Below are 12,798 nucleotides of genomic sequence, written 5' to 3'. Positions count from 1 at the left end.
GCCCGTTATTGGGCTGCCCCCTACTGGTCCTGGCCCAGCCTGCGGTAGCCGGTGGCCTGCGTCGCGTCCCGGATTTCGCCGACGAGCTGCTCGATCACGTCTTCGAGGAACAGCACTCCCTGGGTCAGCCCATCGGGTCCGATCACGCGGGCCAGGTGCGAGCCCGTGCGCTGCATGACGGACATGGCCTGCTCGATTTCGTCGTCCATGGCGAGGTTCGCCAGCGACCGGATGCGGCTTTCCGCAATCGGCTGGTGGTACCCGGCGTCCGGGATGGACAGCACGTCCTTGATATGGAGGTAGCCGGCCAGCATGCCGTCGTCGTCGAGCATCGGGAAGCGCGAGAACCCGGTCCGGCTCACTGCCTTTTCGAATTCGACCGGCGTGGTGGCCGCCTTGAGCATGACGAGCTTGCCCAGCGGAACCATCACACGGGACGCGGTGTGTTCGGAGAACTCGAGCGCTCCGGTGATGAGTCCGGCGTCGTCGTCCACGAGTCCGTGGCGCGTGGATTCCTGCACGATCGACTGCACTTCTTCAAGGGTGAAGGTTGAGGTCACCTCGTCCTTCGGCTCAATCCGCATCAGCTTCAGGATGTGGTTCGCGGACCAGTTAAGCGCCGCAATGACGGGCTTGACGAGCCGCCCGATGAACATCAGCGGCGGCGCCAGCAGCAGCGCCGCTTTGTCCGCGACGGACACGGAGATGTTCTTGGGCACCATTTCGCCGAACGTGACGTGCAGGAACGTCACCAACAGCAGGGCGACGGCGAAGGCCACAATGTTCGCGACCTCCACGGGGACGCCCGCCGCTTCCAGCGGCACGGCCAGGAGGTGGTGGATCGCGGGCTCGGCCACCTGCAGGATCAGCAGCGAGCAGACGGTGATGCCGAGCTGGGCGCAGGCGAGCATGAGGGAAACGTTTTCCATCGCCCGCAGGGTGGTCTGCGCGCGCTTCGAACCTGCCTCGGCCAGCGGCTCGATCTGGCTGCGGCGGGCCGACATGACGGCGAATTCGGCGGCCACGAAGAAGGCGTTGCCCACCAGGAGGAACGCAAGCCAGAGGATTCCGGCCCAGTCGCTCATGCGGCACCTGCCTGGCTGGCGGGCTGGCCCTCGCCGGACACGCGGATGGGCCGGAAACAGATCCGGTCGATCCGGCGGCCGTCCATGCGGGTCACGCTGAGTGTCCCGCCGACGACGTCGACCGTGTCGCCGACTGCCGCGATGCGGCCGAGCTGGCTCATGACGTAGCCTCCCACCGTTTCGTAGGCAGCCTCGTCGGGCACGGTCAGGCCCGGGATCTGTTCGGAGAGTTCATCGGGCCGGAGCAGGCCCGGGAAGTACCAGTCGCCCGAGGCGCTTTGGAGCAGGCCGGGCCGGACCTTGTCATGCTCATCGGCCACTTCCCCGACGATTTCCTCCACGAGGTCCTCCAGCGTGGTGATGCCGGCGGTTCCACCGTATTCATCCAGGACCACGGCCAGTTGCAGGTTGCCCTCGCGCAGTTCGGCGAGGAGGGCGTCCAGGTGGATGGTTTCGGGGACCCGGAGCACGTCGGTCATGATGGCCCCCGCCTGCAGCTTGACGCGGCGGTCCGCGGGCACGGCAATGGCCTTCTTGATGTGGACCACGCCGCGGATGTCATCGGAGGACTCGCCGATCACGGGGAACCGGGAGTATCCGGTGCGCTTGGCGGCCTCGACGATATCCGAGACCGGCTGGTCGGCGTCGATGGTCTCCACGCGGATGCGGGGGGTCATGACGTCCGCGGCGGTCCGCCCGGAGAACTTCAGGGTTCGGGCGATGAAGTTGGCCGTTCCGGCGTCGAGGGTGCCCATGGCCGCGGAGCGGCGCACAAGGGAGGCCAGCTCGGCCGGGGTGCGGGCGCCGGAGATTTCTTCCTTGGCCTCCAGGCCGAAGACGTTGAGGACCTTGTTGGAGAAGCCGTTGAGCACCACGATGGCGGGCTTGAAGATGGCGGTGAACACCAGCTGGGGCCGGGCCACGGCCTTGCCGATCGGGAAGGACAGCGCGATGGCCATGTTCTTGGGCACCAGTTCGCCGATCACCATGGAGAGCAGGGTGGCCACCGCCATTGCCAGGACCAGGGACAGCGAGGCAGCCGCCGCCGGCGGGACGCCGAGCGCGGTGAGCGGGCCTTCAAGCAGCTTGCCCACGGACGGTTCCATGACATAGCCGGTCAGCAGCGTGGTCATGGTGATGCCCAGCTGGCAGCTGGAAAGCTGGGTGGAAAGTGACTTGAGACATCTGAGCAATGGCTCGGCGGCGGTGTCGCCGGTGTCAACGGCGCGCTGCACGGTGGCCTGGTCCAGGGCGACCAGAGAAAATTCCACGGCGACAAAGAAGCCGGTGCCGAGGATGAGCAGGAGGCCTGCTGCGAGGAGTAGCCATTCCATGTCAGCGGCCTGCTTCCGCAGCAGCGCATGACACACGGCGCGTCAGGGGACGCAAATGCGGGAAGGCCCGGCCTGGCGGAGGATGGTCGGCGGCGGCCGACCCTGTTTCCTGGATAGCTCCGGAATGGCGTGCGGCCGGAGAGTGATGGGCGCGTGAACGGGGTTTGCCGGCTCTGCGGGTGGACTGGGCGGGAACGGTTTCCGTACTCCGCTGACAGCCCCCAGGCCGGCACCTAGATTTACTGTCCATAAGAATTTCAGTCTACAGGAGCAACCGCCGCCAGCCCCCGACCGCCCGCGTCACCGGCCGCGCCGGGTTCACCAGCTCTGCGGGACGGGCCGGCCCTCCTCGTACCCGGCCGCGGACTGGATGCCTGCCACGGCGCGTTCCCGGAAAGCGGCGAGATCGGCAGCACCGGCGTAGCTCATGGAACTGCGCAGGCCCGCGGTGATCATGTCCAGCAGGTCCTCGACGCCGGGCCGGGCCGCATCGACGTACATGCGGGAGGTGGAGATGCCCTCCTCGAAGAGGGCCTTGCGGTCCTTTTCAAAGGCGCCCTCGCGTTGGTTGCGGTTCTGCACCGCCCGGGCGGACGCCATGCCGAAGCTCTCCTTGTACTGCCGGCCCGAGGCGTCGAGCTGCAGGTCCCCGGGGCTCTCGTGAGTACCGGCAAACCAGGAGCCGATCATGACCTGGCTGGCCCCGGCGGCCAGGGCCAGGGCGACGTCGCGCGGGTAGCGGACCCCGCCGTCGGCCCATACCCGGCCGCCGGCTTCCCGGGCCGCGGCGGAGCATTCGAGGACGGCACTGAACTGGGGGCGGCCCACGGCCGTCATCATGCGCGTCGTGCACATGGCGCCGGGGCCCACCCCGACCTTAACGATGTCCGCCCCGGCCTCGATGAGCTCACGTGTGGCGTCGCCGGTGACGACGTTGCCGGCGACCACCGGCACGCCGGGGTTGAGACCCTTCACGGCGGCGAGGGCGTCGAACATTTTCTGCTGGTGCCCGTGTGCGGTGTCGAGGACCAGCACGTTGACGCCGGCCGCCAGCAATTCGGCGGCCCGCCCGGCCACGTCACCGTTGATTCCGACGGCGGCAGCGACCTTCAGCCTGCCGTCGTCGTCCAGGGACGGCCGGTAGAGCGTGGAGCGCAGGGCGCCCTTACGGGTGAGCACGCCGGCCAGGACTCCGTCCTGCTGCACCGGCGCGTAGTCGGTTCCGGCGGCGTCCATCGCTTCAAAGGCGCGGCGGAGTGCCTGCGCAGCATCGGCCGCCGACCCGCCCCCAAACAATCCGCCGGCGAGCGGTCCGGCGTCGAGCACCAGCGGCTGGTGGCGGATGACGGAGGCCAGTGACGCGAAACGGTCCTGGCCCTCGCAGTCGGCGGCCCGGACAACACCGGTGACCGCGCCGGAGTCGTCCACCACCACAACGGCCCCGTGCGGCCGCTTGCCCATCAGGTGGAGGGCATCAATGACGGTGTCCGTGGGCGCGAGCGTGACGGGGGTTTCCAGGACCGGGTGGCGTCCCTTGATCCAGGCCGTGACGTCACGGATGACGTCGAGCGGGACGTCCTGCGGCAGGACTCCAAGGCCGCCGCGGCGGGCCATGGTCTCGGCCATCCGCTTCCCCGTGACCGCCGTCATGTTCGCCGCCACCAGCGGGATCGCGGAGCCGGTCCCGTCGTCGGCCGCGAGGTCGACGTCCAGGCGGGAGGTGACATCGGACCGGGACGGGACCAGGAAGAGGTCCGAGTAGGTCAGATCGGTGGTGGGCTCATTCAGGAAACGCACTGCTGCTCCTTTGCTGGCACCCGCAGCTGGCACCGTCGGCGACAAACGGGTTCTCACTGCATTCTAGGGCGGTTTCCGGCGGGGCCGGCACAGCGTCCGGCACCGCGTCCGGCCTCGCGCAGGGCACCGCATGTGGGCCGCATCCGGGGCCGATTCTGCAACTCTTCTTCACCGCAATTCGGCGGCTGCCGGGGCGGATCATGATTTGGGTCACGCTTATTGGCGGTTTGGCAAGAATCCTCACTAGACTGGCATGGGTCTGGGTTCACTGGACGCAGAGACTGGCTCAATCGTTGTGCCGAGGCACCGTGGAAGCCAGAGGGAATCAAACTCACGGAAGAGGCGTATTTCAAGTGCCAGAGCAGCCTAGCCACCGTCTACCAGAGGAATTTGGCGGAAACGAGTGGCTCGTTGACGAACTGTATGAGCGTTACCAGCAGGACAAGAACACGGTCGACTCCAAGTGGTGGCCCCTGTTCGAATCCTTTGAAGCTAGTGACGCCTCTCCCGCCAACGGAACGTCCGGCACCGCGACAGCTGTGCATCCTGCCACCCGTGAACTTCCCGTTGTAGCGCCCGCCGCCGCTCCGGCAGCACCTGCGCCCGCCGCCCCCGCAGCTTCCGCCGCCACGGCTGCGCCCGCACCGGCTGCGCCCGCCGCCAAGAAAGCCCCGGCCACCGTCGCCCGGGACGGCTCCAAGACTTCCGACGCCGGCCCCGGCACCGCGCCGATCCCGGCGCAGCTGCCCAAGAACCTCAAGGCCCCGACGGCTCCCGAAGAAGACGTCGTCTCGGTCCTGCGCGGCCCGGCCAAGGCGATCGCCTCGAACATGGTCACCAGCCTGGAAGTGCCGACAGCCACGAGCGTCCGCGCCATCCCGGCGAAGCTCCTGATCGACAACCGCGTGGTCATCAACTCCAACCTGGCCCGCGCCCGCGGTGGCAAGGTCTCCTTCACGCACCTGATCGGCTACGCCGTCATCCGCGCCCTGTCCCAGTTCCCGTCGATGAACGTCTACTACGACGAGATCGACGGCAAGCCGGTGGCTGTCCAGCCGGCGCACGTGAACTTCGGCATCGCGATCGACATGCCCAAGCCCGACGGCACCCGCCTGCTCATGGTCCCGAACATCAAGAAGGCGGAGACCCTCAACTTCTCCGAGTTCTGGCACACCTACGAGGACCTGATCAAGCGTGCCCGCAACGGCAAGCTGACCGCGGACGACCACTCCGGCACCACCGTGTCCCTGACCAACCCCGGCGGCATCGGCACCGTCCACTCGGTCCCGCGTCTGTCCAAGGGCCAGGCCGCCATAATCGGCGTCGGCGCACTGGACTACCCGGCCGAGTTCCAGGGTGCCAGCGAGAAGATCATCGCGCAGAACGCGATCAGCAAGGTCCTCACGCTGACCTCCACCTATGACCACCGCGTCATCCAGGGTGCCGGCAGCGGCGAGTTCCTCAAGCTCGTGCACCAGCTGCTGCTGGGCGCGCAGAACTTCTACGACGAGATCTTCGAGTCCCTGCGTATCCCCTACGAGCCCGTGCGCTGGAGCCCCGACCTGCAGGTGGACCCGGCCGACGAGATCAACAAGGTCGCCCGGATCCAGCAGCTGATCCACGCCTACCGCGTGCGCGGCCACCTCATGGCGGACACCGATCCGCTCGAGTACGTCCAGCGCAAGCACCCGGACCTCGACGTCCTGACCTACGGCCTGACCCTGTGGGACCTGGACCGCGAGTGGCCCACCGGCGGCTTCGGCGGCAGGCCGATGCTCAAGTTCCGCGACATCCTCGGCGTCCTCCGTGATGCCTACTGCCGCACCGCCGGCATCGAATACATGCACATCCAGGACCCGGCCGAGCGCAAGTGGTTCCAGGACCAGCTGGAGCACCCGTACTCGAAGCCGAGCCGCGACGAGCAGCTGCGCATCGTCTCCAAGCTCAACGCCGCCGAGGCCTTCGAGACCTTCCTGCAGACGAAGTTCGTCGGCCAGAAGCGCTTCTCGCTCGAGGGCGGCGAGTCCCTGATCCCGCTGCTGGACGCGATCATCTCCGACGCCGCCGACGACGAACTCGACGAAGTGGCGATCGGCATGGCCCACCGCGGCCGGCTCAACGTGCTGACCAACATCGCGGGCAAGACCTACGCGCAGGTCTTCCGCGAATTCGAAGGCACCCAGGACCCGCGCTCCGTGCAGGGCTCCGGCGACGTCAAGTACCACCTGGGCACCGAAGGCACCTTCACCTCGGACAACGGCAAGGAGACCAAGGTCTACCTCGCCGCGAACCCGTCCCACCTCGAGGCCGTCGATTCCGTCCTCGAAGGAATCGTCCGTGCCAAGCAGGACCGCCTGGACCAGGGCGAGGCGTTCCCCGTGCTGCCGATCATGGTGCACGGCGACGCCGCCTTCGCGGGCCAGGGCGTGGTCGCGGAAACGCTCAACCTCTCCCAGCTGCGCGGGTACCGCACCGGCGGCACCATCCACATCGTGGTCAACAACCAGGTCGGCTTCACCACCGCACCGTCGTCCTCGCGTTCCTCCACGTACTCCACGGACGTCGCCAAGATGATCCAGGCACCGGTGTTCCACGTGAACGGCGACGACCCGGAGGCCGTGGTCCGCATCGGGCAGCTTGCCTACGAGTTCCGTCAGCGTTTCCACAAGGACGTTGTCATCGACATGGTCTGCTACCGCCGTCGCGGCCACAACGAGGGCGATGACCCCTCGATGACCCAGCCGCTGATGTACAACCTGATCGAGGCCAAGCGCTCGGTCCGCAAGCTGTACACCGAATCACTGATCGGCCGCGGTGACATCACCGAGGAAGAAGCCGAGCAGCTGCTGCGGGACTACCAGGAACGCCTGGAACGCGTCTTCGCGGAAACCCACGCCGCCCAGACGTCCCCGATCCCGATCATCACGGCCGATTCGGCCGCGGTGTCGGACCTGGAACGCCCGATGGCCCAGCAGTCCGATTCCGGCGTCAGCGCGCCGGTATCCACCGCGATCTCCGCGGAGACCCTGGCCCGCATCGGCAAGGCCCACACCGATATCCCGGACGGCTTCACCGTCCACGCCAAGCTCAAGCAACTGCTGGAGAAGCGTGAGGCGATGTCCCGTGAAGGCGGCATCGACTGGGGCTTCGGTGAACTGGCCGCGTTCGGTTCGCTCATCATGGAAGGCGTCCCCGTCCGGCTTGCCGGCCAGGACTCGCGCCGCGGCACCTTCGTGCAGCGCCACGCCGTCTTCCACGACCGCGCCAACGGCGACGAGTGGCTTCCGCTGTCCCACCTCTCGGATGACCAGGCGAAGCTGTGGATCTACGATTCGCTGCTCTCCGAATACGCCGCCATGGGCTTCGAATACGGATACTCGGTGGAACGCCCGGATGCGCTGGTGCTCTGGGAAGCGCAGTTCGGTGACTTCGTCAACGGCGCGCAGACCATCATCGATGAGTTCATCTCCTCGGCCGAGCAGAAATGGGGCCAGCGGTCCTCGCTGGTTCTCATGCTGCCGCACGGCTACGAGGGCCAGGGTCCGGACCACTCCTCCGCCCGCATCGAGCGCTTCCTGCAGATGTGCGCCGAAGAGAACATGATCGTGGCCAACCCCACGACGTCGGCCTCGCACTTCCACCTGCTGCGCCGCCAGGCGTACAGCAGGCCGCGCAAGCCGCTCATCATCTTCACGCCCAAGCAGCTGCTCCGCCTCAAGGCCGCAGCGTCCTCCGTGGAGGACTTCACCACCGGCTCGTTCCGCCCGGTCATTCCGGAACACGCGCAGCTGCAGGCCGACGCCGTCGAACGCGTGCTGCTGGTCTCCGGGCGCCTGTACTACGATCTGCTGTCCACCCGGCAGAAGACCGAGAACAAGACCACGGCGATCGTCCGCGTCGAGCAGCTGTACCCGCTGCCGGCCGACGAGATCGCCGCGGAGCTGGCCAAGTACCCGAACGCCGAAGTGGTCTGGGCGCAGGACGAACCGGCCAACCAGGGTCCGTGGCCGTTCATCGGCCTGAACCTGCCGGACGCCCTGGACCGCCGGGTCCGCCTCATCTCCCGCCCCGCCTCGGCCTCCACCGCGGCAGGGTCGATGAAGCGCCACGCGGCAGAACAGGACGCCCTGCTCAAGCAGGCATTCGCTCGTAAATAGCGGCATTGCTGCCCGGCCGGAGACTGAAACAACAACACTCCGGCCGGGCGGTTCTGTTTAATGGACTATTAGTGGTCAGCTTGATGGACAGCGTTGAAGTGAAGAGGTAGTCGTGGAAGATCGGAAGCTGCGGATCGCAGCCGTTGGGGACGAGCTGTTGGCTGGGCTTGGTGATCCGCGCGCCTTGGGCTGGCTGGGCCGGGTCCTGGCCCGCACGCCGCAGGACAGCGTCGCCCTGGAGTGCTACTCCCTGCCATGCCCCGAAGAGGGCACCGAGGGCATTGCGGCCCGCTGGCTCGAGGAGGCGGGCCGGCGCTTCGGCAACCACCACGAAAACCGCCTGGTGATCGGCCTGTCAGGACGCGACATTGAGTTCGGCCTGTCCACGGCCCGCAGCCGCCTGAACCTGGCCAACATCCTGGACTCCGCCTCCCAGAATAAGATCGAGGTCTTCGTCGTGGGCCCGCCGCCCACGCTTGACCCCGCACAGAACCGCAGGCTCGGCGAGCTCAACACCGCCTTCGCCGACGTCACGACGCGCCGGAAGCACCTCTATGTCGACACGTTCTCGCCGCTGCTGAACCACGAGCAGTGGCGCCAGGACCTCGCGGCCAACGGCGGCACGCCCGGCCAGGCCGGCTATGGCCTCATGGCCTGGCTCGTGCTGCACCGCGGCTGGTTCCAGTGGCTGGGCCTGGACACCCCGGAATAGGCGGGCAAGCAGGCAACCGGCCGCGCCGGGATCACACCCTCCAGGGATTTCGCGATATATCTTGACCTGCCGGCAAGCGCGATATATCGTGACTTCATAGTCGCGATATATCGTTAGTTGCCCCAGCCCTTTCGCCTTTTCCGGAGGAACCATGTCAGAGAACACGTGGACCGTGACCGGCCCGCAGACCATCGACGTCGACGGCGTCCACTCCCTCAAACTCGGGATTGTCCACGGCCGCTTCGACATCGTCACCCATGACGAGGACGTTGCCAGGATCGAGGTCTCGGAAATCGAAGGCGACCCGCTGTCGGTTTCGATCGTCAACGGCCGCCTGGAAGTCCGCCACCAGCTGCACGGCCCGCAGGGCTGGTTCAAGAACCTGATGAGCACCGTCAACAACGGCAGCAGCAACTCAGTGGTCATCAGCATCGCCCTGCCGGCCGGCGTCGAGGTCGAGGCCGGGACGGTGAGCGGCGACGGCATGGTTTCCGGGCTCAGCGGCCACACCCGGCTCAACACCGTCTCGGGGTCCGTGCTGGCCGACGGCACCGCCGGGAACCTGTCCGTCAACACGGTCAGCGGCGAGGTGATTGCCCGCAACCACCGCGGCGTCCTGACCGCCAAGAGCGTCTCCGGCGAGGTGACGGCCTCGGGCGAATTCAGCAACATCCGGGCGAACACCGTCAGCGGCGACCTGAACTTCGACCTGCACGGCTTCACCCATGACTTTGGCGCCAATTCGGTCTCCGGCGACGTCACCATCCGGCTGCCGCACGACGTCGGGGTGGACATCGTTGCCAAGTCCGCCAGCGGCGCGGTGGTCATCGATGACACGAGGTACGCCCAGCCCGGCGGCACGGTGCAGACCATCGCGGGACCGGACGCCAAGCTGATGCTGGTCCGGACCAACTCGGTCTCGGGAAAGACGTCGCTCTTCCACGGCCAACCCAGCCCGGACACCGAAACGGCCCTCTGATGCCTCCCGTCTTCGCCCACGGGGCGCTGCGGCTGTACCTGCTCGCCCTGCTCGAATCGGGCCCCAAGCACGGCTACGAGCTGATCAAGGCGCTCAGCGAGCGTTTCGGCGGAACGTACTCCCCCAGCGCCGGGACCATCTACCCGCGCCTGGGCAAGCTTGAAGAGGAAGGGCTCGTCGCCACCCGGACGGAAGGCCGCCGCACCAACTACAGCATCACTCCGGCCGGCCTCACGGAACTGAACCGCCGGCGGGACGAACTCGCCGGCGTCGAGAACGACATCTCGGCGTCGGTCCGCCGGCTCGCCGACAACCTGCGCCAGGACATCCGCGTCAACATGCGCGGCCTCCGGGCCGACCTTGCGGCCACGGCCGAGGCGGCCCGGACCTCGGCCCGCGCCGCCGGTTCTGCCGGCGGGACGGGCACTGCCGGCGCCGCGGGAAGCCCGTGGTACTCCCCGGAGGGCGAACGGCGGCTGAAGGAGGCGGAAATGCTGGTGCAGGCGTTCCGCGACGACATGCGGGTGGAACTGCGGCGTCATGCCGGGAGCCGTCCGGTCACCACCGTCACGCTCGAAACGGTCAGGACCGTGCTGGACCAGGCCCGGATCTCGATCCGAAATTCGTTGGAGGGCTGAGGCCGGGACCGACCGACCGCGGCGCGTAGCACGGGCCTCCGGTTCGCGGCGGGTGCCGCGATGTGGGAGACTTGAGGGCAGCTCTTTTGAGTACCAAGATTAAGGAGGCCAGCTATGAGCAAACGTGCACGTAAACGTCGTGACCGTAAGCGTGGCGGCGCGAACCACGGTAAGCGCCCCAACGCCTAAGCAAAGCTTGGAATGACAGCTTTAAACGAATGACCCCGGAATCCTCACGGATTCCGGGGTCATTCGCTTATGTCGGCTCAGGCTTCCACAGTCCGGCTCAGGCTTCCACAGTCCGGATCGAGTGAATCCGGTCCAGGATGGAGTTCTTGAGGTTTTCCGGAGCTGCTTCGGTACACGAACGCTTGACCATCACGCGGATGACACATTCGAGGTCATACTGCTCCAGGCACTCCGGGCAACTGTCCAGGTGGTCCTTGATCTCTGCGATGTCTGCACGCGTGAGCGCACCATCCAGATATTCATAGATACGTTGCATCCGGGCGTCATCGCAATCGCCCAGTCCCTGGCAGTCGCTCATTTCCTGTTCTCCTGTTTGTTGCTGTCGGCCGCGGCGCTTGACTCGGTGGCGGCCCTGAATCCTCGTTCGGCGGCATAGTCCGCCAGCATGTCCCGCAGCATCTTCCGGCCGCGGTGCAGCCGCGACATGACGGTCCCGATGGGGGTGTTCATGATGTCCGAAATTTCCTTGTACGCGAAACCCTCGACGTCGGCGAAGTACACGGCCAGCCGGAATTCCTCCGGAATCGACTGGAGGGCGCGCTTCACATCCGAGTCGGGCAGGTGGTCCAGGGCCTCAGCCTCCGCCGAACGCAGTCCCGAGGACGTATGCGACTCGGCGCGGGCCAGCTGCCAGTCCTCAATGGTGTCCGAATTCGACTGCAGCGGCTCGCGCTGACGCTTCCGGTACAGGTTGATGTACGTGTTGGTGAGGATGCGGTACAGCCAGGCCTTCAGATTGGTTCCGGGCTTGTACTGGTGGAACGCGGAAAACGCCTTCGTATACGCCTCCTGGACCAGGTCCTCGGCGTCGGAGGGGTTCCGGGCCATCCTCATGGCCGCCGAATACAGCTGGTCCACGTACTGCATGGCGTCACGCTCAAAGCGCACCCGGCGCTCTTCCGCGGACTCGGTGGAGACATCAAGGGGCTTCCCGTCCACCTCGGTCTCCAAAGCGGCGGGTGTGCCTGCATCAGGTGTCTTGGTGGGCGTGGCGTCGTTTCCGGCAACCTCGTGCATGGCCGCAACGGCCGGGTCCATGGTGCTCATTGCGTTCAAGTCTACTGTCACCTTCCGCTGGGCACCCGGAACCGCCGGAAGCGCGAGGGTCCATGGTTGACCGGAACCGGCTTCCGGTTCCGCCCTGTCTTTGACCAGAGTCAAATCTCCGCCTTCGTTAGCCTGCTGGGATCTGCTTTTCACAACCACGTCCTGCGGGCAAATATTCCGCAAAAGTGCAAGACTAGAACCGGTTCTCCCGCAGTGAAGCCGCTGTTCGTCCATCCAGGAGGAAATTCATGTCGTTTGTCCGCTTTCTCGCCCGGCCCATGCTCGCCTCCAGTTTCGTCCTCGCCGGCATGGACAAGCTCAAGAACGCGGATGACACTGCGGCCCAGCTGTCCCCCCTGTTGCGCCGTGCGGCCGACGCCTTGCCGTTCCAGCCAAATGAAAAAGTCGTGGCACGCGTGATCGGCGGCACCCAGATCGGTGCCGGCGTCTGCTTCGCCCTCGGCAAGTCCGCCCGGCTGGCGGCCACCCTGCTCGCCGTCATTTCGCTCCTGAACGGCTACGTCGAATGGCGCAGCGCGGACATCTCCTCGAAGGAAGCCCGCGACGCCCGCCGCAAACAGCTCCTGAAAAACGTCTCCCTCACCGGCGGCGTGCTCCTCGCCGCGGTCGATACCGCCGGCAAGCCCAGCCTGGCCTGGCGCGCCGGGCACCTGGCCGCCGATGCCAAGAAGAGCGCCGGACACCTCGCCGCAGATGCCCGCAAGACCACCAACAAGCAGCTGAAGAAGGCCGACAAAGTCGTCCGCAAGGCCGTAGACCACTCTGCCGGGGCTTAAGAC

The 12,798-nt window shown here is 66.7% G+C and carries 11 protein-coding genes; 6 read left to right on the top strand and 5 right to left on the bottom strand.

Annotation, left to right across the window (positions count from 1 at the left end):
- Positions 1–20: 20 nt before the first annotated feature.
- From AC1D1A_RS00680 to AC1D1A_RS00670, 3 genes are all read right to left on the bottom strand, one after another.
- On the bottom strand, positions 21–1,085 hold the full coding sequence (locus AC1D1A_RS00680; protein ID WP_476946911.1) for a hemolysin family protein: 1,065 nt from the start codon (positions 1,083–1,085) through the stop codon (positions 21–23).
- A complete protein-coding gene (locus AC1D1A_RS00675) occupies positions 1,082–2,419 on the bottom strand; it encodes a hemolysin family protein (RefSeq protein WP_476946910.1) in 1,338 nt (445 codons plus the stop codon). The genes AC1D1A_RS00680 and AC1D1A_RS00675 overlap by 4 nt, the downstream gene beginning before the upstream one ends.
- A gap of 318 nt (positions 2,420–2,737) precedes the next feature.
- On the bottom strand, positions 2,738–4,216 hold the full coding sequence (locus AC1D1A_RS00670; RefSeq protein WP_476856717.1) for a GuaB1 family IMP dehydrogenase-related protein: 1,479 nt from the start codon (positions 4,214–4,216) through the stop codon (positions 2,738–2,740).
- 353 nt (positions 4,217–4,569) lie between these two features.
- Here AC1D1A_RS00670 and AC1D1A_RS00665 point away from each other — a divergent pair, with 353 nt between their 5' ends.
- The 5 genes from AC1D1A_RS00665 (at position 4,570) to AC1D1A_RS00645 (ending at position 10,891) form a co-directional block, all read left to right on the top strand.
- Positions 4,570–8,373 carry a multifunctional oxoglutarate decarboxylase/oxoglutarate dehydrogenase thiamine pyrophosphate-binding subunit/dihydrolipoyllysine-residue succinyltransferase subunit gene (locus AC1D1A_RS00665; RefSeq protein ID WP_476946909.1) on the top strand — a complete coding sequence of 1,268 codons (3,804 nt, stop codon included), beginning with the start codon at positions 4,570–4,572 and terminating at the stop codon, positions 8,371–8,373.
- 112 nt (positions 8,374–8,485) lie between these two features.
- Positions 8,486–9,085 (top strand): GDSL-type esterase/lipase family protein, encoded by a 600-nt coding sequence (locus AC1D1A_RS00660; protein WP_079553040.1) that lies wholly within the window; start codon positions 8,486–8,488, stop codon positions 9,083–9,085.
- Between the two features lie 151 nt (positions 9,086–9,236).
- Positions 9,237–10,064: a DUF4097 family beta strand repeat-containing protein gene (locus tag AC1D1A_RS00655; protein WP_476946908.1), complete on the top strand. Its 828-nt coding sequence runs from the start codon at positions 9,237–9,239 to the stop codon at positions 10,062–10,064.
- Positions 10,064–10,702, top strand: a complete 639-nt coding sequence (locus AC1D1A_RS00650) for a PadR family transcriptional regulator (protein ID WP_476946907.1) — start codon at positions 10,064–10,066, stop codon at positions 10,700–10,702. Before AC1D1A_RS00655 ends, AC1D1A_RS00650 begins: the two co-directional genes overlap by 1 nt.
- A gap of 114 nt (positions 10,703–10,816) precedes the next feature.
- Positions 10,817–10,891 carry a 50S ribosomal protein bL37 gene (locus AC1D1A_RS00645; protein WP_104061284.1) on the top strand — a complete coding sequence of 25 codons (75 nt, stop codon included), beginning with the start codon at positions 10,817–10,819 and terminating at the stop codon, positions 10,889–10,891.
- Positions 10,892–10,988: 97 nt separating this feature from the next.
- Here the strand turns inward: AC1D1A_RS00645 and rsrA are convergent, their stop codons facing one another.
- Positions 10,989–11,249, bottom strand: a complete 261-nt coding sequence (gene rsrA / locus AC1D1A_RS00640; protein WP_018775287.1) for a mycothiol system anti-sigma-R factor — start codon at positions 11,247–11,249, stop codon at positions 10,989–10,991.
- A complete protein-coding gene (locus AC1D1A_RS00635; RefSeq protein ID WP_156945176.1) occupies positions 11,246–11,998 on the bottom strand; it encodes a sigma-70 family RNA polymerase sigma factor in 753 nt (250 codons plus the stop codon). The genes rsrA and AC1D1A_RS00635 overlap by 4 nt, the downstream gene beginning before the upstream one ends.
- Positions 11,999–12,246: 248 nt before the next feature.
- Between AC1D1A_RS00635 and AC1D1A_RS00630 the strand changes: the two genes are divergently transcribed.
- Complete coding sequence (locus AC1D1A_RS00630; RefSeq protein WP_028277492.1) at positions 12,247–12,795, top strand: DoxX family protein; 549 nt, start codon at positions 12,247–12,249, stop codon at positions 12,793–12,795.
- Positions 12,796–12,798 lie beyond the last annotated feature (3 nt).

The organism is Arthrobacter sp. P1_B9 (assembly GCF_056406495.1).
This window is presented reverse-complemented; position numbering and strand designations above follow the sequence as displayed.